The sequence below is a fragment of the Pelagibacterium halotolerans genome, assembly GCF_044811015.1.
Taxonomy (GTDB): Bacteria; Pseudomonadota; Alphaproteobacteria; order Rhizobiales; family Devosiaceae; genus Pelagibacterium; species Pelagibacterium halotolerans_A.
On record NZ_CP085243.1, the window covers coordinates 2,709,305 to 2,731,234 of the forward strand.

General features: G+C 62.3%; 17 protein-coding genes. 15 read left to right on the forward strand and 2 right to left on the reverse strand.

Annotation, left to right across the window (positions count from 1 at the left end; all coding sequences use genetic code 11):
• The first annotated feature begins 9 nt into the window (after nucleotides 1-9).
• The 13 genes from LG281_RS13210 (at nucleotide 10) to LG281_RS13270 (ending at nucleotide 16,627) form a co-directional block, all read left to right on the forward strand.
• Complete coding sequence (locus tag LG281_RS13210) at nucleotides 10-567, forward strand: sarcosine oxidase subunit gamma (RefSeq protein WP_404401418.1); 558 nt, start codon at nucleotides 10-12, stop codon at nucleotides 565-567.
• Nucleotides 568-670: 103 nt separating this feature from the next.
• The gene (gene glyA, locus LG281_RS13215; RefSeq protein ID WP_404406749.1) at nucleotides 671-1,918 is read left to right on the forward strand and encodes a serine hydroxymethyltransferase; all 1,248 of its coding nucleotides are present in this window, start codon (nucleotides 671-673) and stop codon (nucleotides 1,916-1,918) included.
• A gap of 171 nt (nucleotides 1,919-2,089) precedes the next feature.
• Entirely contained in the window at nucleotides 2,090-3,475 is a 1,386-nt protein-coding gene (locus LG281_RS13220) for an L-serine ammonia-lyase (protein WP_404401420.1), read from the forward strand.
• A gap of 135 nt (nucleotides 3,476-3,610) precedes the next feature.
• The gene (gene fdhA, locus LG281_RS13225; protein ID WP_404401422.1) at nucleotides 3,611-4,795 is read left to right on the forward strand and encodes a formaldehyde dehydrogenase, glutathione-independent; all 1,185 of its coding nucleotides are present in this window, start codon (nucleotides 3,611-3,613) and stop codon (nucleotides 4,793-4,795) included.
• A 439-nt stretch (nucleotides 4,796-5,234) separates the two neighbouring features.
• Entirely contained in the window at nucleotides 5,235-6,254 is a 1,020-nt protein-coding gene (locus LG281_RS13230) for a substrate-binding domain-containing protein (RefSeq protein WP_404401424.1), read from the forward strand.
• A gap of 93 nt (nucleotides 6,255-6,347) precedes the next feature.
• Nucleotides 6,348-7,868 (forward strand): sugar ABC transporter ATP-binding protein, encoded by a 1,521-nt coding sequence (locus LG281_RS13235; RefSeq protein WP_404401426.1) that lies wholly within the window; start codon nucleotides 6,348-6,350, stop codon nucleotides 7,866-7,868.
• Between the two features lie 92 nt (nucleotides 7,869-7,960).
• Nucleotides 7,961-8,884 carry an ABC transporter permease gene (locus LG281_RS13240; protein WP_404406751.1) on the forward strand — a complete coding sequence of 308 codons (924 nt, stop codon included), beginning with the start codon at nucleotides 7,961-7,963 and terminating at the stop codon, nucleotides 8,882-8,884.
• A gap of 30 nt (nucleotides 8,885-8,914) precedes the next feature.
• Complete coding sequence (locus tag LG281_RS13245) at nucleotides 8,915-9,895, forward strand: sugar-binding transcriptional regulator (RefSeq protein ID WP_404401428.1); 981 nt, start codon at nucleotides 8,915-8,917, stop codon at nucleotides 9,893-9,895.
• The gene (locus LG281_RS13250; RefSeq protein WP_404401430.1) at nucleotides 9,885-10,880 is read left to right on the forward strand and encodes an aldo/keto reductase; all 996 of its coding nucleotides are present in this window, start codon (nucleotides 9,885-9,887) and stop codon (nucleotides 10,878-10,880) included. The genes LG281_RS13245 and LG281_RS13250 overlap by 11 nt, the downstream gene beginning before the upstream one ends.
• A gap of 64 nt (nucleotides 10,881-10,944) precedes the next feature.
• Nucleotides 10,945-12,672 (forward strand): glycerol-3-phosphate dehydrogenase/oxidase, encoded by a 1,728-nt coding sequence (locus LG281_RS13255; RefSeq protein ID WP_404401432.1) that lies wholly within the window; start codon nucleotides 10,945-10,947, stop codon nucleotides 12,670-12,672.
• Complete coding sequence (locus LG281_RS13260) at nucleotides 12,663-13,505, forward strand: class I fructose-bisphosphate aldolase (protein WP_404401434.1); 843 nt, start codon at nucleotides 12,663-12,665, stop codon at nucleotides 13,503-13,505. Before LG281_RS13255 ends, LG281_RS13260 begins: the two co-directional genes overlap by 10 nt.
• Complete coding sequence (locus tag LG281_RS13265; RefSeq protein WP_404401436.1) at nucleotides 13,498-15,006, forward strand: FGGY-family carbohydrate kinase; 1,509 nt, start codon at nucleotides 13,498-13,500, stop codon at nucleotides 15,004-15,006. The genes LG281_RS13260 and LG281_RS13265 overlap by 8 nt, the downstream gene beginning before the upstream one ends.
• A gap of 10 nt (nucleotides 15,007-15,016) precedes the next feature.
• On the forward strand, nucleotides 15,017-16,627 hold the full coding sequence (locus LG281_RS13270; protein ID WP_404401438.1) for a GMC family oxidoreductase: 1,611 nt from the start codon (nucleotides 15,017-15,019) through the stop codon (nucleotides 16,625-16,627).
• A 40-nt stretch (nucleotides 16,628-16,667) separates the two neighbouring features.
• Here the strand turns inward: LG281_RS13270 and LG281_RS13275 are convergent, their stop codons facing one another.
• Complete coding sequence (locus LG281_RS13275; protein WP_404401440.1) at nucleotides 16,668-17,732, reverse strand: FAD-dependent oxidoreductase; 1,065 nt, start codon at nucleotides 17,730-17,732, stop codon at nucleotides 16,668-16,670.
• 112 nt (nucleotides 17,733-17,844) lie between these two features.
• On the opposite strand from LG281_RS13275, the gene LG281_RS13280 reads away from it, so the two are divergent.
• The gene (locus LG281_RS13280) at nucleotides 17,845-18,456 is read left to right on the forward strand and encodes a TetR/AcrR family transcriptional regulator (protein ID WP_404401442.1); all 612 of its coding nucleotides are present in this window, start codon (nucleotides 17,845-17,847) and stop codon (nucleotides 18,454-18,456) included.
• Between the two features lie 105 nt (nucleotides 18,457-18,561).
• Nucleotides 18,562-21,021 carry a beta-glucosidase H gene (locus LG281_RS13285; RefSeq protein ID WP_404401444.1) on the forward strand — a complete coding sequence of 820 codons (2,460 nt, stop codon included), beginning with the start codon at nucleotides 18,562-18,564 and terminating at the stop codon, nucleotides 21,019-21,021.
• A 12-nt stretch (nucleotides 21,022-21,033) separates the two neighbouring features.
• On the opposite strand, the gene LG281_RS13290 is transcribed toward LG281_RS13285, so the two are convergent.
• Nucleotides 21,034-21,930, reverse strand: a complete 897-nt coding sequence (locus tag LG281_RS13290) for an NAD-dependent epimerase/dehydratase family protein (protein ID WP_404401446.1) — start codon at nucleotides 21,928-21,930, stop codon at nucleotides 21,034-21,036.

The window sequence follows — 21,930 nt, forward strand, 5'->3', positions numbered from 1 at the left end:
GAAGCGATCATGCATTACCACCACCCTCTGGAGGGGCAGGAGCTTACGGTCCTGAAGGCGTCTCCATTCACGATCCGCCCTGTGCCCGATTGCGCGCGGTTCAGCCTGCGGATCGACCCGGATCGGCGCGATGCGGCCTCGGCGGTGTTCGGATTGGAACTGCCAGGCGCCATTGGCGGGCTGACCTCTTCGGGCGAAAAGACGGCAATCTGCCTGGGGCCTGACGAATGGTATCTCCTGGCGCCGGCGGCCGAAAAGGAGGTCGTCGAGAAGAGTTTCGGCGATCTCTATGGGCGTGAGATTCATAGCCTCACCGACATCAGTCACCGCGAGGTCGGCATTGCGGTCGAGGGTCGCGAGGCGGCGCTTGCCTTGCAATCGGCGATCGCGTTCGACGTGGAAGCCATGCCGGTTGGCAGCGGCCGGCGGACGCTTTTCGACAAGGCCCAGATCGTCCTGCTGCGCGAGGCGGAGGACCGCTTCCGTATCGAGGTCTGGCACTCGTTTTCCGAGCACGTCTGGCACCTGTTGCAAGCCGCCGGCCGCGAGATCGAACTGGGCATCTGACTCGAGCGGTTTCAGGAAAAGCGGGCACCACTTTTCCGGTTCGAAAGCGCGACAAACAAATGAGTTTTGGGAGGAGACCATCGTGACATTGAGCCAGTCCCATATGGCATTGACGGATTCGGTCATAGCCGCGGCAATCGCGCGCGAGCTTGGCCGTCAAAAGGACCAGATCGAACTGATCGCTTCGGAAAACATCGTTTCCGAAGACGTGCTGCGGGCGCAAGGGTCGGTGCTGACCAACAAATACGCCGAGGGGTATCCGGGACGGCGGTATTACGGCGGTTGCGAATTCGTCGATGAGGTCGAAACCGTCGCCATCGCGCGCGCCAAGGAACTCTTCGGTGCTGCCTATGCCAATGTGCAGCCCCATTCGGGAGCGCAAGCCAACCAGGCCGTCTTCTTCAGCCTGCTCCAGCCCGGCGACCGTATCATGGGCATGTCGCTGGCCCATGGCGGCCATCTCACGCACGGTTCGCCCGTCACCATGTCGGGCAAGTGGTTCGAGGTGGTGAGCTATAGCGTTCGTGAAAGCGATCAGCTGATCGACTACGACGCGCTGCGTGCGCAAGCGCTGGAAACGCGGCCCAAGCTCATTATCGCCGGTGCCTCGGCCTATCCGCGCGAGATCGACTTTGCAGCCTTCCGCAAGGTCGCCGACGAGGTGGGGGCCTATCTCATGGTCGATATGGCCCATTATGCCGGGCTGATCGCGGCGGGTGTCTATCCCGATCCGATTCCGCACGCGCATGTCGTCACCACGACGACGCACAAGACGTTGCGCGGGCCGCGCGGCGGCATGATCCTCACCAATGACGAGGCGCTGGCCAAGAAGATCAACTCGGCCGTGTTCCCGGGCAATCAGGGCGGCCCCCTGATGCACGTGATCGCCGCCAAGGCCGTCGCCTTCGGCGAAGCGCTCCGGCCCGACTTCAAGACCTACGCCCGGAACGTTCTCGCCAATGCGCGTGCGCTCAGCGACACGCTGATTGCGGGGGGTTTGGACATCGTATCGGGCGGAACGGACAGCCATATGGTGCTCGTCGACCTGCGGCCGAAAGGGGTCACGGGGCGCGATGCAGAGCACGCTTTGGAACGCGCGGGGCTGACCTGCAACAAGAACGCCATTCCCTTCGACCCGGAAAAACCCGCCGTAACCTCCGGCGTGCGCCTCGGGACCTCCGCAGGAACCACGCGCGGCTTTGGCGAAGCCGAATTCCGCCGCGTCGGGGAATTGATCCTGCGGGTCATCGATGCGCTGGCGGACAGCGGAGGGGAGGGCAATCCGGTTGTCGAGAGCGAAGTGCTCGCCGAAGTTCAGAAACTTTGTCGCACATTTCCGATCTATAGTTGATCGGGTCCTAAGCAGGCATTCATGGGTTACCCCACGAATGCCTGCTTGGTTTTTCTTTAGTTTGTCGCAGGTTCTTGTCGCAAAACCGCTACGCACTTTTGCGGAACCTGCTTAGGGCGCAGGCGCACATGGGGTGCGCCCACCGGTTAGGCTTCCGCGACGGGGCATGCCATGTTCCTCAGTGTATTCGACGTTTTCAAGATCGGCATCGGACCGTCCTCGTCCCACACCATGGGGCCGATGACGGCGGCAACGCTCTTTCTCGATGTGCTGCGCCAATCGCCGGCCAGCCAGAATGCCGTTCGCCTGCGTGCGACGCTCTACGGCTCCCTCGCGTTCACTGGCAAGGGGCATGGAACCGACCGCGCGGTGGCGCTCGGGTTGCTCGGCTGGCAGCCTGCGGAACTCGACATGGATGTGGCCGAACGTCAGCTCGAGCAATTGCACGAAACCCATACGTTGCATCCCGACGGTTTGCCGCAGCTCGCCTTCGACCCTGCCGAAGATATTGTTTTCGACTACGGCCCGCCTCTCCCCGGGCATGCGAACGGGCTGGTCTATGCGGCTCTGGATGCGCTTGGCGCGGTGCTGGTCTCGGAAACCTATTATTCGATTGGCGGCGGTTTCGTCGTGACCGCCCAGGAGCGCGAACAGCTCAAGGCCGCCGCCGCGCCGGACGTCACCGAATGGCCGTACCCGTTCAATAATGCCGCGGAAATGCTGCGTATGGCGCGCGAGAGCGGCCTCACCATTGCCGCGATGAAGCGCGCGAACGAAGCGATGTTGCGCGCGCCGGAAGAGGTGGAAGCCGGTGTCGCGCGGCTCTGGTCCGTCATGGATGGCTGTATCGAGCGCGGCCTCGCACAGGAAGGCGAGCTCCCTGGTGGCCTTCACGTCCGGCGGCGGGCGAAAAGCATTCACAATGCGCTGGTGGCCGAACGGCACACCAATTCGAGCCAGCCGCACGCCGCTTCGGACTGGCTGAGCGTTTACGCCATGGCGGTTAACGAGGAAAACGCGGCCGGGGGCAAGGTCGTAACCTCGCCCACCAACGGCGCCGCCGGCGTGGTCCCCGCCGTGCTGCGCTATTATCTCGATCACTGCCATGGCGCCGACCCCGAGAAAGTCTCCGACTTCCTTTTGACCGCTGCGGCGATTGGCGGGTTGATCAAACACAACGCCTCGATTTCCGGCGCGGAAGCGGGATGTCAGGGTGAGGTCGGGTCTGCCGCGGCTATGGCGGCTGCCGGGCTCTGCGCGGTCCTCGGCGGGACGCCCGCGCAAATCGAGAACGCTGCCGAAATCGCTCTTGAGCACCATCTGGGAATGACCTGCGATCCGGTCGCGGGGCTGGTGCAGGTGCCGTGCATCGAACGGAACGGTATCGGCGCCACCAAGGCGGTTGCCGCGGCGTCTTTGTCGCTGCGCGGCGACGGCTCGCACTTCATGCCGCTGGACAATTGCATCGAGGCGATGCGGCAGACCGGGGAAGACATGAACACCAAATTCAAGGAAACGAGCCAGGGCGGGCTGGCCGTCAATCTGCCCGAATGCTGAATGGCATTTTTGCGACGCACAAATTCGCGCACATGTTGGCGCCTCTAACCTCGGTTGTGCTTTGCTCGAACTATTGACTGCTAGACTGGAACAGGTGTGTCCCGGGCAATTGGCGGCAAAACAGGAGGAGAAGCGATGAGCAAGAACCGTGGTGTTGTCTATCTTGGGCCGGGCAAGGTCGAAGTTCAGGACATTGACGATCCCAAATTCGAAGCGCCCGATGGCCGGCGCATCGAGCACGCAGTCATTCTCAAGGTCATTTCGACCAATATCTGCGGATCGGACCAGCACATGGTGCGGGGCCGCACCACCGCGCCGGAAGGGCTTGTGCTTGGCCACGAGATCACTGGCGAAGTGGTCGAAAAGGGTGCCGATGTCGAGATGCTCGATATCGGTGATGTGGTTTCCGTCCCCTTCAACGTCGCGTGCGGGCGCTGCCGTACCTGCCGCGAGCAAGACACGGGCGTATGCTTGACGGTCAATCCCTCCCGCGCCGGCGGCGCGTACGGATATGTGGACATGGGTGGCTGGATCGGTGGGCAGGCGCGCTACGTCACGGTGCCCTACGCCGACTTCAACCTCTTGAAATTCCCCGATCGCGACAGGGCGCTCTCCAAGATTCGCGACCTGACTATGCTTTCGGACATCCTGCCCACCGGCTTTCACGGTGCGGTCAAGGCGGGGGTCGGGGTCGGATCGGTCGTCTATGTGGCCGGAGCCGGTCCCGTCGGGCTCGCCGCCGCGGCCTCCGCGCGCATCCTTGGCGCTGCCGTGGTCATGATTGGCGATTTCAACAAGGACAGGCTGGCGCATGCCGCCAAGGTCGGGTTCGAGCCCATCGATCTGTCCAGGAGCGATAGGCTCGGCGACCTGATCGCCGATGTCGTGGGCACGAACGAGGTCGACAGCGCCATCGACGCGGTGGGTTTCGAGGCTGTGGGCCATTCCGGCGGCGAGCAGCCGGCGGTCGTGCTCAACCAGATGATGGAGATCACGCGCGCGGCAGGTTCGGTTGGCATTCCGGGTCTCTATGTGACCGAGGATCCCGGCGCGGTCGACAACGCCGCCAAGCAAGGCAGCCTGTCGCTGCGTTTCGGGTTGGGGTGGGCGAAGGCCCAGTCGTTCCATACGGGACAGACGCCGGTGTTGAAATACAACCGGCAGCTGATGCAGGCCATTCTGCACGACCGGCTACCCATCGCGGACATCGTCAACGCCCGGATCATCTCGCTCGAAGACGCCGTGCAAGGCTATGAGACCTTCGATCAGGGCGCTGCGGTCAAGTTCGTCCTCGACCCTCACGGTGATCTCGCCGCATAAGGGTCTCGTGAACTGATGTAAGGACACTCGCCACAATAACTGCGTCGCCTCGCTTGGTCTTTTTGTCCCTGGCGGCGTCGCGACCGAGCCGGAAATGTCTCGATATTCCCGGCTCATCGCTCCTGGCCAGGACCAAAAATCCCGGCGCGATCCGACGCACTTATTGTTGCTCGTGCCCTAACGCGGTTCACCCAGTTTCGGACAGGGGGTTGGCTCATCGAGCCAGCCCCCTTTTTGCGTGCGAAGCCGCGCGGCGTCGGTCCCGGTCGAAACTGAAATAAATTTCAAGTTACGGAATAAATATCATTTTTGTTGACTCCGCTTTTGGCGTCGGTTAGGTGTGTGAATGCAATAAATACTGAATGCTGAAATTTCTTGCATAATGGGCCGATTGGAGTGAGGATCGGCCCCAAGGGCAAGGCCCAAAAGGAGGAGTATTATGAAAAGGTTCGTGTTACCCGGGGTCGCGGCCTCGGTGGTTGTCGCCGTGTCATTGGGCACGGCAGGGAGCGCCTCGGCGCAGAGCGCATTTCAGTGCGAGCCGGGCGAGACCTACATCATGAACGTGATGGTGTCCGGGCATCCCTACTGGGTGCCGGTCTATCAAGGCTTCAAGCAAGCTGCGGAGGCTATGGGCTGCGAGACGGTGTTCTCCGGGACGCCCGACTATGACATCACCAAGCAGATCGCGTCGTTCGAGCAGGATCTGGTGAAGGCGCCGGCGGGTATTCTGCTGCACCCCATGCAGTCCGATCCGTTCATCGAGCCGATCAACCGCGCCATCGAAAACGGCGTCGAGATCGTGACTTTCGCTGCCGACTCTCCGAAGTCGAACCGTACGGCCTATATCACTTCGGACAATGTGGCTGAGGCCACATTCGCCGCCGAGGAGATCGTTGCCCAGGTGGGGGAAAGCGGGCAGTACGCCGTGCTCGAAAATCCCGGCCAGAGCAATCACGATCTGCGCGTCACGGCCCTGATCGATTACATGGAAGCGAACTATCCGGATATGGAGCTGGTCGGCCGTCAGGCAACCAACCAGGACAGTAATGCCGCCTATCGGGCAACGGCCTCCATCCTTCAGGCCAATCCCGAGCTCGACGCCTTGTGGATTCCCGAGGCCGGTTCGGCCGAAGGCGCCGTCGCCGCCGTTCTTGAAGCGGATGCGGATGTCCTGATCATGCATGCGGACGTTACGCCCACCACGCTCGAGCATATCAAGGCGGGCAATATCCATATGGCGCTCAACCCCAATCAGGGCATGCAGGGCTTTATGGGCTTCATGACGGCTTTCCTCGCCGCGCATCCGGACATGATCGATCCGTTCAACGACTATCAGATCTCCGGCTACAACCCGATGCAGATCCCGTTCATCGACAACGGCTTTGCGGTCATTACGCAGGAAAACGCCGACGCCTTCGATCTGAACGCGTACATGGAAGGCCGCGACCCGAGCTAAGGGCCGCACTTTCAAACAACGCTGTCCGCGCGCTCCAGTCTTTGTGCGCGGGCAGTTCTCCCCCAAACCGAAGGCAAGGCAGCGGGCACGGCCATGGAAACCGACCTGATCCTGAAAATTTCCAAGCTCAGCAAGTCCTTCGGGCCCATCCGGGCGCTCGACGCAGTCGATTTCGAGCTGCGCAAGGGGGAGATCCACGCCATCGCTGGCGAGAACGGTGCTGGCAAGTCCACGCTGATGAACATCATCGACGGCATCCTGCAGCCCGACAGCGGCGAGATCCATTTCGACGGGCAGAAGGTCTCCATCGCTTCCCCTGCCACGGCACAGCGGCTGGGCATAGGCTTCGTGCATCAGGAGATCGCCCTGTGCCCGGATGTCTCGGTGGCCGAAAACATCTTCATGGCCGCAACCAATCTGAGCAAAACCCTATTGATGGACTACGGAGATCTCGAGGCGCGCGCCGGAACCGTGCTGCGTACCCTCGGCGATATCCCGCCCACCCGTCTCGTGCGCGATCTTTCGATCTCCCAGCAACAGCTCGTCGAGATCGCCAAGGCGCTCACGCTCGATTGCCGCGTCCTGATCCTTGATGAGCCCACCGCGGCGCTGACCGAGAAGGAAGCGCAAATTCTCTTCGGCATCATGCGCGATCTGGCCGATAAGGGCATTTCCATCATCTACATCTCCCACCGTATGGTGGAGATCTTCGACAATTGCGACCGCGTGTCGGTCTTTCGCGACGGCCGCTACATCACCACGCGTGACGTTATGGACATCACGCCCGAAGACGTGGTCGCGGCCATGGTCGGGCGCGTTATCGAAAACCTCTATCCCGAAAAGCAGCAGGCCCACGAGAAATCCGACGCGGTCATCCTCGAGGTCGAAAACCTCACCGAGGCCACGCGCTTCCGCAACGTCTCGTTCGCGCTCAGGCGTGGCGAGATTCTCGGTCTCGCTGGGCTCATCGGGGCGGGCCGAAGCGAGATCGTCAAGGGGATCTGCCGGCTGGAAGGCCAGGTGACCGGCGAGGTCCGGCTCAACGGGCAGGCGCTTGAGCTCAGGCATTATCAGGACAGCATCGACAATGGCATCGTCTACCTCTCCGAGGACCGTAAAGGCGAGGGCGTGTTTCTCGACATGTCGATTGCGGCAAATGTCTCGGCGCTCGATGTGAGCCAGGTTGCCTCGCGGCTGGGGGTGATCAATGAACATCGCGAGGCCGAACAGGCCATGAGGCTGGGGCGTGAGCTCAATCTCAAATGCGGCCATGTCGGGCAACCGGCTTCGGCGCTGTCGGGAGGCAATCAGCAGAAGGTCGCGCTCGCAAAGATGCTTTCGGTCGCGCCCAAGGTGATCTTCCTCGACGAACCCACCCGCGGCGTCGATGTGGGCGCCAAGGCGGAGATCCATCGCATCCTGCGCAATCTCGCCCGAGAGGGTGTCGGCATTCTGGTGATCTCTTCGGAACTGCCCGAACTCATCGGGGTATGCGACCGCGTGCTCGTGGTGCGCGAAGGCGAAATCGCCGGCGAAGTCAGCGGCGCCGATATGACGGAGGAGAACATCATGTATCTGGCGTCCATCGAACAAGAACAAGCCAAGACGGCATGAGGGTCGAAATGGGAGCAGAAAACGCACTTAGCCCGGCAGGCGCACAGCCCGAGCCCGGAAACATCGGACGATTGATCAGAAAGGTCCTCAAGATGCGGGAGACCGGGCTGATCGCGATCATCCTGGCCTTGTTCATCGTGATGTCCTTCGCGTCGCCCTATTTTCTGACCTGGGTGAACATTCGCGCCATGACTATGGCGTTCGCCGTGGAGGGGATCGTGGTGGTCGGCATGACCATCCTGCTGATTTCGGGTGGCATCGACCTTTCAGTGGGCTCGGTAACCGCGCTCGCCATGGTGATCGCGGGCCTGTTGTTCCTTTCGGGCATGGACCCCTGGAGCGCGTCGGCCATTTCCATCCTGGCGTGCACTGGTATCGGCGCGGCGATGGGGTTTTTCGTCACCAAGGTGGGCCTGCATCACTTCATCGTCTCGCTGGCGGTCATGGTGATTGCGCGCGGGGCCTGCCTCCTGGGCACGGGCGGGCGTCCGCTCGGGCTCTTCACGCTGCCCCCGGAATTCAAGTTCATCGGCCAGGGGGCCATTGGCGTGATCCCTGTGGTCATCGTCATCTTCTTTGTGGTGGTTATCGCCTTCGACTTCATGCTTCGGCGCACCACGCTCTTTCGCAAGGTGTTCTATACCGGCAGCAACGAGAAGGCCGCGGCCTATTCGGGCATCCGGACCAAGAAGGTTGTCTTCCTCACCACCACGCTATGCTCGGCACTGTGCGGCGTCGCCGGTGTCATCTATATGGCCCGGTTCGGTTCGGCCCAGCCGACTTTCGGCATCGGTATGGAACTCAACGTCATCGCCGCGGCGGTGATCGGTGGCGCCAGCCTTTCGGGCGGTTCGGGCACCATTTTCGGTGCTATTCTGGGCGCGGTCCTGCTGTCTGTCGTATCCTCCTCGCTCGCCCTTCTGGACGTGTCGGTCTATTGGCAAGATATCATTCGCGGCTCCATTCTGCTCGCGGCGGTTTCCATAGACCATTACATCAACAAGCGGCGCGGCTGAGCATTTCCTCTGAACACTGGTGAAACGAAGATGGCTGTACGAAGAGACGATTTCGAGCTGATCCGGCAAATCCACACGGTTCTGGTCCTGCATTTCATCGAAGGCAGGAAGCAATCGGAGATCGCCGAAACGCTCAATCTCTCCACCTCGAAGGTGAACCGCCTGATTACCCAGGGGCGCAGTCTCGGGATGGTCAAAATCGCCATCGAAAGCCCGTATCAGGGACTGGTCGATCTCGAGAACGCGCTGATTCAATCCAGCGGGCTCGGCAGCGCCATTGTCGCCCCCACGGTTTCGGGCAATCCGGACACAACCCTTCAGCAGGTCGGCCGCGCTGCGGCCAATCATCTCCTCGAAACCATCCGGGATGGGGACGTGATCGCGATCACGGGCGGCAAGGCCGTCAGCGCGGTTGCCGAGCATCTTGAGCCGGAGCGCGGGTTCGACGTAACCGTCGTGCCTCTGACCGGCGGCGTTCAGGGCAAGTTCTATACAGACGTCAACCATCTCGCCACGCGCATCGCCGAGCGCCTTGGTGGCAAGGCCATGCTTTTGCATGCGCCGCTATTTGCCGAGAGCCGCGAGCAGCGCGACATGCTCATGCAGATGGGATCGATCAAAGAGGTGTTCGATCTGGCGCGCAGCGCGGCGGTCGCGCTGGTGGGTGTGGGGTCCATCACCGCGCCCGGTTCGAGCTATTACGACCTGCATCCCGCGCCCAATCCCGGACGCGAGCACTTGGTGAAAAGCGGCGTAGCTGCGGAATTCCTGGCCCACCTCGTCAAGCGGGACGGGACGCTGGCCGACTACCCGCTCAATTCCCGCCTTGTTGCGCTCGATCCGTCCGAACTCTGCACCTGCCCCCGCGTCATCGGTGTCGCCGCGGGCGCAGAGAAGGTGGAGCCCATCGAGGCCGTACTCAACGGCCGCAGGCTCAATTCGCTCATCGTCGACGAACAGACCGCCACGGCGGTTCTTAAAAAGATTGGAAGCTCTCAACATGTTGCATGAAATGCTCACCCGTCCCATTGGCGCCTCCGGTATCACCGCTTCCGCCGTCGGCCTGGGGACATGGGCTATCGGCGGCTGGATGTGGGGCGGCACCGACGAGGCGCAGTCCATCGACGCGATCAAGGCTTCGCTCGACGAGGGCGTCTCGCTCATCGACACCGCGCCTGCCTACGGCCAGGGTGTTGCCGAGGAGATCGTGGGCAAAGCGATAAAAGGACAGCGCGACCGGGTGGTGCTCGCCACCAAATGCGGGCTCGTCTGGCATACGCAGAAGGGCAATCATTTCTTCGATGTGGGCGACATGCCGGTGCATCGTTACCTCGGCAAGGATGCGATCATTTATGAGGTCGAACAGAGCCTTAAACGGCTGGGGACGGACTATATCGATCTCTACATCACGCACTGGCAGGACCCCACCACCCCGATCGCCGAAACGATGGAGACGCTTGAGCGGTTGAAGGCGGATGGGAAAATCCGCGCCATCGGCGCCAGCAATATCTCGCGCGACGATCTCGATGCGTATCTGGCTGCCGGTCAGCTGGATGCGATCCAGGAGGAGTATTCGATGGTCGTCCGTGGTCTCGAGGAGACGCTTCTGCCCCAATGCATGGCGCATGAGGTCTCGGTCCTCAGCTACTCGTCTTTGGCCCTGGGACTGCTGTCGGGCAAGATCGGTCCGGACCGCGTGTTCACCGGCGACGATCTGCGCAAGGACAATCCCCGCTTCTCCATCGCCAACCGCGAGAAGGTCGCGTGCCTGATGCAGGCGATCGATCCTGTGGCCGAGGCCCACGGTGCCACGCGGGCGCAAATCGTGATCGCCTGGACCCTGCAGCAGCCGGGCATCACGTTCTCGCTTTGCGGCGCACGAAACGCCACGCAGGCCAAGGAAAATGCCGGGGCGGGACGCATCCGCCTCACCGAACCGGAAATCAACGCCATCAGCGAGGCCGCCAAGACGCATCTGACCGATCTCGACGCCTGAGCCCAATCGAAAACGAACCTGAGGACCACGGACGCCGCACACATTGGCGGTGAACGGTAGAGCTATGCCTGAATCTAGGGACGACATTGTAGAGAGTGCCCGCCGGACCGGCGACTTCGACGTGATCGTCGTCGGCGGCGGGATTAACGGTATAGGGGTCTTCCGTGATCTCGCGCTGCAGGGGCTTCGCGTCCTTCTGGTCGAGCGGAACGATTTCTGCTCGGGCTGCAGCGCCGCGCCGTCCCGCATGATCCACGGCGGCTTGCGCTATCTCGAAAATGGCGAGTTCGGGCTGGTCCGGGAGTCCCTGCGCGAGCGCGATGCGCTCTTGCTCAACGCGCCTCATATGGTGCGGCCGCTGCCCACCACGATTCCGATTGCGTCGCGATTCTCCGGATTGCTCAATGCCGCGGTCAGCTTTTTCGGCGGCAAGAGCCGTCCCGCGCAGCGCGGCGCGCTGCCCGTCAAGATCGGTCTGGCGCTTTATGATTGGGTCACACGCAAACGCAGGCTCATGCCAACGCACGAATTTCGCGGTGCGGAGGCAACCTTTGCCAGATGGCCGGGTCTCACACCGCATTTACGCTTTTCGGCAACCTACTACGATGCCTGGATCAGTCATCCGGAGCGGCTAGGCCTTGAACTTGTTCTCGACGCCGCGCGCGAGAACCGTTCGGCGGTTGCGCTCAATTACGCCGAGATTGCCCGCGTGGGCGACGGGTTCGAGATCACCGATACGATCTCCGGCGAGCGCTTTGCGGCCACGGCGCGGATCGTCGTCAACGCCACGGGGGCCTGGATCGACGATACCGGCCGCGCGCTCTCCGGCGCGGAGCTGCCCGAACGGTTGGTTTCGGGGACCAAAGGCTCGCACCTTATCCTCGACAATCCCGTGCTCCATGATGCGCTGGGCGGTCATATGATCTTTTTCGAGAATGCGGATGGCCGCGTCTGCATCGTCTTTCCCTATCTGGGAAAGGTGTTGGCCGGCTCGACCGATATCCGGGTCGATGCGCCGACGCGGGTCCGGTGCGAGGACGACGAATGCGACTATATCCTGACCTCGCTCGGGCGGATCTTCCCCGGTATTCCGCTCGATCCGGGGCAGGTGGTCTTCAGCTATAGCGGCATCCGCCCGCTACCCATGAGCGATCACGACTTCACTGGCCGTATCTCACGGGGGCACTCCACCGTGCGGGTCGAAGGCACGCCGCCGCAGCTTTGCATGGTGGGCGGAAAGTGGACGACCTTCCGGGCGTTTGCCGAGCAAACCGCCGACGCGGTGCTTGCCGAACTGGGCGTGGCGCGAGTGCACGACACGCTGGCGCTGCCAATCGGCGGTGGAGGGGGCATGCCGGAGGATCCGGGGGTTCTGGAACGCGACCTTGCCGGGACGTTCGGCATTTCGGCGGTGCGGGCCGCCCATCTCGTCAATGCCTACGGGACCCGCGCGCGCGCCGTGCTGGCCTTTTGCATACCGCGCCCGGACGACGTTTCTCTCGACGGGGCGACCGAGATCACGGCGGCGGAGATCGCTTTTTTGGTCCAGCACGAGCGCGCGTTGCGGCTCGGCGACCTGGTGCTGCGCCGCACGGATCTCGCGATCACCGGCGTCCTCAACGCCAATCACATTACGCGGATTGGCGAGGTTGCGGCAGCCGAACTCGGCTGGACTGGCGACCGCCTGGCGCGCGAGGTGGCCGATCTCACAGCCGAGCTCGAAACCTATTACGGCGTCAGCCCGGCAATGCTCGAAGACCGAACCCATTCAAGGAGTACCGAATGCGCATAAGCACCAAGGCCCGTATGAACCGGATGTTCAACAATGGCGGCTGCCTCGATGTCGCCATCGACCATGGCGTCTGCAACGAACCGAGCTTTCTTGTCGGGCTCGAAGACATGGCGGGCGTCGTGGATACACTGATCGGGGCGCGACCGGATGCCATCCAGATGGCCTACGGTCAGGCTGACCTTCTGCAAAGCCGCCCGGAGCGGGACAAGCCGGCGCTGGTCATGCGGATCGATATGGGCAATCCCTATAACGACCGCCGCCACCGGGTGATGTGGTCCTTACTCCAGAATGCCGATGAACCGATCATCGGGGCGCTGGAAATGGATGCCGCATGTGTGGTGGTCAACCTTTTCATGCTGCCCGACGAGCCGGACCTGTTCCGGCAGTGTGTCGCGAACATCAGCCGCGTGCGCGCCGCCTGCCATAAATACGGCATGCCGCTGATGATCGAGCCGCTCGTCATGCTCCCCAACGAGGTGCGCGGTGGCTATCAGGTCGATGGCGACGCCGACAAGATCGTGACGCTCGTGCGGCTCGCGAGCGAAATGGGCGCCGACATCATCAAGGCCGACCCCACCGACGATCCCGACGACTTCCATCGCGTGATCGAGGCGGCGCGGGTACCCGTTCTGGTACGCGGCGGCGGCAAGGAGGATCTCAAGGTGGTCCTGGCAAAATCCGCCAAACTCATGGGACAGGGCGCAAAAGGCATGGTCTATGGCCGCAATATCTATCAGCATGACAACCCCAAAGCCGTGGTCAACGCATTGATGGCGATCATCCATCAGGGCGCCGGCGGCGAAGAAGCCTGGGACGTATACAATCGTGGCTGACAACAAGACCTATCTATTGGGGCTCGATGCGGGCAATACCGTCATCAAGGCGGTGCTGTTCGACCTCGAAGGACGGCAATGCGCCATGCATGCGCTCGACGGGCAGTCCTCGACGCCCGAGCCGGGTCATGTGGAGCGCGATCTGGGGGAGCTGTGGGCGAACGCCCGACAGGCGATCCGCGGTTGCATCGAAAGCGCGGGAATCGACGCGCGCCAGATCGCCGGGATCGGCTGTGCCGGTCATGGCAACGGGCTTTATCTCGTCGACAGGTCGGGTGACCCGCTGCTTGGCATCCAATCCCTCGACAGCCGGGCCGCGGCGCTGGCGGCGCAGATGAAGCGCGAGAACGGCCAGCGTTTCCACGCCATCTGCCGGCAAATGCCGTGGCTATCGCAGACGCCGACGCTTCTGGCATGGGTCAAGCGTTATGCGCCCGAACTCTATGCGCAGACCGGCACCGTATTGCTGTGCAAGGATTTCATCACCTTCAAGCTTACCGGCGAACGGGTCAGCGACATTTCGGACATGTCGGGGTGCGGCCTGTTGCAGTTGCCTGAAGCCCGATACGACGAGGAATTGCTCGCCCTTTATGGTCTTGAGGACGCGCGGGCGCTTCTGCCGCGTCTTGTCGACCCCAGCGAGATCGTCGGCGCGGTCACGCCCGAAGCCGCCGAAGCCACCGGCCTGGCCGTGGGCACGCCGGTGATCGGGGGATATTTCGACGTGATCGCCAGCGCGATGGGGTCCGGTGTCGTGGCCGCTGGAGACGCATCGATCATCGCGGGCACGTGGTCGATCAACCAGGTCTTCTCCGGGGTGCCGGTCAACGATCCGGATGTGTTTATGGTTTCTGCATTCGGGCCGGGCCGCTTTGTCAATATCGAATCGAGTGCCACGTCAGCGGCCAATCTCGAATGGTATGTCCGCGAATTCGTCGAACGCGGCGGGCATACGGACGATCCGTTCGGGTTCTGCAACGACCGCATCGCGGCGATATCGCCGCGTGCGGACGATCCGCTCTTTCACCCCTATCTTTACGGTTCGGGCGAGGGGGCGGAATACCGCGCGGGCTTTTATGGTCTTGCCGGCTGGCATGGCGAAGGCCACGTGCTGCGCGCCCTGTTCGAAGGCGTGATGTTCGAACACCGGCGCCATCTCGAGGTTTTGGCCGGTGCCGGATTGCCGGTGACGAAAGCGGTCATGTCGGGTGGAGGCGCGCGCAGCGCGCACTGGCCGCAAATCTTTGCGGACGGGCTGGGCCTTCCGGTCGCGACCGCCCAGGCGCGCGAAACCGGCGCGCTGGGGGCAGCCATCGGCGCGGGCGTCGGTACAGGACAGTTCGGCGACTACGAAACCGCGATAGCGGCAATGACACGTCCGCGCGACCATTTCGATCCCGATCCGGCCATGCGTGCCCATTACGACCGACGCTATGGGCTTTACCGCAAGCTCTGCGAGCGGATGGGGGACATCTGGTCCGAACTTTCCGCAAACGCCTGAGAGGGACTGTATGGAACAGGCTCACCATCTCGAAGGGGATTACGATTACATCATAGTCGGCGCCGGAACGGCCGGTTGCGTGCTCGCCAACCGGTTGACCGAGGACCCACAGAAGCGCGTGTTGCTGCTTGAGGCGGGTGGCAGCGACAACTACCACTGGGTTCATATCCCGGTGGGGTATCTCTATTGCATCGGCAATCCGCGCACCGACTGGATGATGAAGACGGCGAGCGAACCCGGTCTCAATGGCCGGTCGCTCGTTTATCCGCGTGGCAAGGTTCTGGGCGGCTGCACTTCGGTCAACGGCATGATCTACATGCGCGGACAAGCCGCCGACTACGATCATTGGCGCCAGCTCGGCAACGCCGGCTGGGGTTGGGACGACGTTCTGCCCTATTTCCTCAAATCCGAAGACCATCACGCAGGCGAGGGTGCCTGGCATCGCAAGGGCGGCGAATGGAAGGTGCAACGGCAGCGCCTCTCCTGGGATATTCTCAAGGCGGTCCAGCAGGGCGCCATGGAATTCGGCGTCATGCCGCGCGACGATTTCAACGACGGCAATAATGAGGGGTCCGGCTTTTTCGAGGTCAACCAGAACGGTGGTGTGCGTTGGAACACGGCGAAGGCGTTTCTGCGTCCTGCCATGCGGCGCCCTAATCTGCGTGTCATCACCCATGCTCTGACCGATCGGCTTACGTTCGATGGCAAACGCGTTACCGGGGTCCGTTTCCGGCACAAAGGGCAGGTGGTCGAGGCGCGGGCGAGGGGCGACGTCCTGCTCGCCGCAGGAGCGATCAATTCGCCGAAGATTCTCGAGCTCTCCGGCGTTGGCCGGCCTGAAGTTCTCGCCGGTCTCGGCGTTCCCGTCGTCCACGAGAGCCCCGGTGTAGGGGAAAATCTGCAGGACCATCTGCAGATCCGGACAGTCTACAAGGTGGGTAACGCCAAAACGCTCAACACGGCGGCCAACTCGCTGTTCGGCAAGGCGAGGATGGCGGTCGAATATGGGCTATTTCGGAGTGGGCCGCTATCGATGGCGCCGAGCCAGTTCGGCATGTTCACCAAATCCGACCCGTCGCTGGAAACGCCCGATCTCGAATATCACGTGCAGCCGCTTTCGACCGATCGGCTCGGCGATCCGCTGCATCCTTTCCCGGCCATCACCGTGTCGGTCTGTAACCTCCGTCCGCAGAGCGTTGGCAGTAGCCATGCCCTGACGCCCGATCCCGAGCAGCAGCCGGACATCCGGCTCAACTACCTCTCGGCGGAAGCCGACCGGCAGGTCGCGGTACGGGCGGTTGAACAGGCCCGCCGCATCATGACCGCCAAGACGCTGGCGCCCCATGCCCCCGAGGAAATCCTGCCCGGGCCTGCGGTGGCCTCGGAAGCCGATCTCCTGCGGGAAATCGGCAATATCGCCACGACGATCTTTCATCCGGTCGGGACCTGCAAGATGGGACAGGACGCCAACGCCGTTGTCGGGAGCGATTTACGCGTGCACGGACTTGACGGGCTGCGTGTGATCGATGCCTCGATCATGCCGCGGATCGTTTCGGGAAATACCGCTTCTCCGGTCGTCATGATCGCGGAAAAGGCCGCCGACATGATCAAGTCCGCCTGAAAGCACTCTGGCCCGCATTTCGCGTGCGCTGCCTCTCGTGTCAGCTCAAGAGCATCCTGCGCACCATCTGGCGGTTGAGGGCGGGTATGGCGTTGAAAATGCGCAGAGCGGCGAGGGTGGTGGTGCGCTTGAGGCGGTTTGCGGTCAGCACGCCTTTACGGCTCGATTCACTGAAATCAATGATTTTCCGGCCAGCGGCATGGCGAGAGGCGTGGTAGCCGTCCAAGGTACCGTCCGCAAGACGTTGGGCCCATTCGGCAGCGTCGGAGATGCCCAGGTTCATGCCCCGGCCACCGACGGGTGAGTGTGTGTGCGCAGCATCGCCGGCGAGAAAGACACGGCCCCGGCTGTAGCGCTCGACCTGACGAATGCCGATGGTGAACTGCCCGCTGCGGTTGAGGCGGGAGACGTCGACCGTGCCGGGCATGGTGGCAAGCGCGTCGGGTGCGTTGGCGACAAGCCTGTAACGGTGAGCTTCCATGGGGATGACGAACACCGCCTCGCCGTTCTTGCGCAGATAGACGCTGAAAAAGCCGACCCGCGGCCAATCATCGACCTCGATGTCGGCGATCGACCAGGTTTCGGGGAGATCGAAACCCTCAAAGGTGAGGCCGAGTTGGGTCCGGGCCGTGCTGCGGGCGCCGTCGGCGGCCAGGACATAATCATATTCGGCGCTTTCGCCGTCGATCCGGACGCGGACGTGGGTTTCGTTCTGTTCGAGGCGCTCGAGCGACTTGCCATAGCGCACAGATACATTCCGGTTGGCGAGAGCGTCGCGCAGGATCGTCTCGGTTCGGTCCTGGGGTAGGCTCAGAAGCCTTACGTGCGGGTCCGGATCTGCATCCATATGCAGGGAAACTATCTTTTTGCGCTCGAAAAAGATTTCGACCTCGGCCACTTCGAGCGCCGCTTCGCGGATGACCTTATCGACGCCCGAGGCGGCGAAGATTGCCATGCTTGACGGGAGGATGCCGACCGCGCGCGAGAGTGGGGAGGGCGCATCGCGTTTTTCGATGATATCGGCGGCAATGCCCCGCCGCGCGAGCTCGAGTGCCGCAGTCATGCCCGTAGGGCCTGCGCCGACGATCAGGATTTTGGGTGTCATGGGTTCGGTCTATCCCCCTTGTTTCGTGCAGGGTAGGTCAGATATTGGTACTTGTCGGTACCATTATGCTATGAATTGGTACCAATGGGTACCAATGTCAAGAGGCACACATATGTCTGCGAGAAAGGGAAAATCGGAACGAGAGGCGGTTCTTCTCGATACCGCTGCGACGCTTTTCCTCGAAAACGGGTTCGACGCGACGACACTGGCGATGGTCATTTCGCGGACGGGCGGGTCGCGGCGGGATATCTATGCTTTGTTCGGGGACAAGGAGGCGATGTTCGTGCGGGCCATGCGGCGCCTTTTCGACCGCATGCTCGCTCCGCTCGGCTCGCTGGCCGACGTCGATGCTCCACCTGAAATTGTGCTCCCGGCCCTCGGCAAGCGGTTCGTCGCCATTATTACGGCGCCCGAAATGCTCTTGAGCTACCGGCTGATTCTCGCCGAGACCGGTCGCTTTCCCGAACTGGGCACGGCCTTTTACGAGCTCGGGCCGGGGCGCGCCTACCCATCGGTCGCCGCGTATCTGCGAAGGGAAACCGAGCGTGGCCGACTGCGGATGGACGATCCGGAACGGGCTGCAATCGCGTTCCTCGAAATGGTCAAGGGCAATTTGCAGCAGCGGATCATGTTTTTCCCCGGAGCCCGGCCCGACGCGGGGGAGATCGATGCGCATGTTGCGGTCGCGGTGCGCATTTTCCTCGAGGGGGTATCGCCCCGGTGAGGGCATCCTGCTTCTTCGGCCGGGCTCGAAGCGGTCATACACCTTGAGCGGCAAAGCTGTTATAGGTGGCGCCAATCAAAAGGACAGTTGCGGAGGATCCCAGTCATGCGCCCCACCGAGATCGAATCGCTGATCGACCAGATGACACTAAAAGAGCAGGTCAGCCTGCTTTCAGGAGAGGATTTCTGGTCAGTTGCGGCTATCGAGCGGCTGGGGATCGGCAAGTTACGAGTGACTGACGGGCCCAATGGCGCGCGCGGCGGCGGGTCGTTGATCGGCGGGGTGAAATCGGCGAGTTTCCCGGTGGGGATTGCGCTGGGGGCGACGTGGAACACCGATCTTGTGGAGCAGATCGGCGGCGCGCTCGCCGACGAGGTTAAGTCCAAGGGCGCGCATATGCTGCTTGCTCCCACGGTTAACATTCACCGCTCGGTGACCAACGGACGGAATTTCGAGTGCTATTCGGAAGATCCTATCCTCGCGGCGGAGCTGGCGGTGGCCTATATCCGCGGGCTGCAAGACAAGGGCATAGGCGCGACGATCAAGCATTTCGCAGGTAATGAATCCGAGATCGAGCGGACGACGATTTCTTCGCAGATCGACGAGCGGAGCCTGCGGGAGGTCTATCTCGTTCCGTTCGAGTGGGCGGTCAAGAAGGCCACGACCTGGGGCGTGATGACGGCTTACAACAAGCTCAACGGCACCTTTGCGTCCGAACATCCCTGGCTGCTCGAAGAGGTTTTACGCAAGCAGTGGGGTTATTCGGGTCTGGTGATGTCGGATTGGTTCGGGTCGCATTCGACAGCGGAAACGGTCAATGCCGGGCTCGACCTCGAAATGCCCGGACCTACGCGCGACCGGGGCGAAAAGCTCGTGGCTGCGGTCGAGGCCGGGGAGGTCTCGCGGGAGACGATCAGGGATCGCGTGCGCGCCATTCTCACCGTGATGGACCGGACGGGTGCGCTCAAGGATCAACGTCCGCACGAGGAAAAGGCAGACAACCGCCCCGAACATCGCGCGCTCATCCGCCGCGCTGGCGCTGAGGCAATGGTGCTCTTGAAGAACGACGGCGTGCTGCCGCTTCCGGGCAAAGGCAAGATTGCCGTCATCGGGCCGAATGCCAAGACCGCGCAAATCATGGGTGGGGGGAGCGCGCAGCTCAATCCACACTATGCGATCAGCCCGTGGGAAGGGCTCGTTGCCGCGGCCGGCGAGGGGCGGCTTGCCTATGCTGCCGGGTGCACCAACCATCGGTTCGAGCCGACCGCCAAGGGTGGCTTCACGGTCCAGTATTTCGCCAATCGGGACCTTTCGGGCGATCCGGTCTTCACCGAAACGGTTGAAGAAGCGCAGGCCTTCTGGATCGGGCGGGTTGCCGATGGCAAGGTCGATCCGCTGAGCTTTTCGGCACGGATTTCGGGAACGTTCACGCCGGAGCTTTCCGGCACATACCAGGTCGGCGTCTATAGTGCAGGTTTTGCCAAGGTCTATGTCGACGGCACACTGGTGGCAGATGCGTGGACCAATTGGCAGAAGGGCCGCACCTATTTCGAGGAAGGGTGTGACGAGGTTATCGGCGAAGCCACGCTGGAGGCGGGTAAGGCGCATGAGGTCGTGGTCGAATTTGCGACCAAGGATTTTGCCAGTCTCGGGCTTGCGGCGTTCCATCTGGGGATCGGGCTGCCGCTCGGCCAAGAAGCCATCGAAGAGGCCGCGCGCACGGCAAGCGATGCCGATGTAGCGCTCGTGTTCATCGGCCGTAACGGACAGTGGGATACGGAAGGCTCGGACCTTGAATCGATCACGCTGCCGGGGCGCCAGAACGATCTCGTTGCCGCCGTCGCAAAGGCCAATCCCAGAACCGTCGTCGTCCTCCAGACCGGCGGGCCGGTCGAGATGCCGTGGATCGACGATGTCGCGGGGGTCATCGAAGCCTGGTATCCGGGCCAGGAGGCGGGCAACGCGATTGCCGATGTGCTCTTTGGCCACACCGATCCGGGCGGACGGCTGCCGCAGAGCTTCCCGGTCAAGTGGAGCGACAACCCTGCCCACAGCCAGGACCCGAAAGTCTATCCCGGGCAGGACGGGGAAGTGCGCTACGACGAGGGCGTCTTCGTCGGTTACCGGCACTACGACAAGCACGGGATTGCGCCCTTGTTCCCGTTCGGGTTCGGGCTGAGCTACACCGATTTTTCGCTGACCGATTTCGGTGTCGAGGACGGACGATTCGAGGCCGAGGGTGTGGTGGATGTTTCGGTGCGGGTCACCAATACCGGGCATCGGGCTGGTTCGTGCGTCGTGCAGCTTTATGTGAGCGACCACGAGGCGACGCTGCCGCGGCCCGAGAAGGAATTGAAAGCGTTCGGCAAGACGGTGTTGGGCCCAGGCGCGAGCGACGTCCTGTCGCTGCGGCTCGATGCGCGCGCCTTCGCGTTTTTCGATCCCGATGGTGGCAACTGGGTCGTGGAGCCTGGGGTGTTCAGCTTGAAGCTCGGCACGTCGTCTGCGGACTTGCCGCTTGAAGCGAAGATCGAGCGGGCGACGGGGCTGACGCTCCCGGCTTAGGGCTCGCCTCGGCTAGTCGACTTTCACATATTGCCGCCAGTTGTGGACTTCCTTGAAGCCGAGAACTTCACGGATCTTGCGGTTGGAAATTGGCGCTTCAAAGGTGTCCATTGCGCGCGTTATGGGCGTATTGGGTGCCCATTTGGCAAGAAATTGCGTTGTGGGTTCGGTGGCGGTGATCTCGTCGTTGACCGCGTTGAAGACCTGGAAGCCGAGTCCGTCCTTGCCGATGCACAGATCGACGATCTGGCCGAGGTCGCGCGCGTCGATATAGCTCCAGGCGTTGCGCTTGCGCGAGGCGGGGTTGGCGATGAAGCCCGGGAAGCGTTCGTATTCGTGCGGCTCGATGACGTTGCCGATCCTGAGCGCGTAGATGTCGGCCTTGTAGCGCATGGCGAAGGCGCGGGCGGTCTTTTCGTTGCAGACTTTCGAGAGCCCGTAGGAATCCATCGGATCGACGTCGTAATCCTCGTCGAGCGGGAACTGGGCGAAGTCCTTGTCGCCTTCGGCAAAGCACACACCATAGGTGGTTTCGCTCGAGGCGATGACGACTTTTTTGACCCCGAGCTTGGTGGCCGCTTCGATGACGTTGTAGGTCGAGGTAACGTTTTCGGTGAAGGTTGCGTTATCGGGCTTGATCAGGATGCGCGGGATGGCCGCGAAATGGACGACCGCGTCGATGGGTGCCGGGCCGTTGCCGGTCGTCAATCCATCGAAATCGAAATGCATCGAGAGCGCGTTGAAGACCTGGCCGGAATCGGTCAAATCTACCTGGATCGTCGTGACGCCGGGATGATCGAGCGGGACGAGGTCGAGATTGAGCACCTCATAGCCCCGCTCTACAAGGTACGGTACCACATGCCGCCCCGCCTTGCCGCTGCCGCCGGTGAAGATGATGCGCTTTGGCAT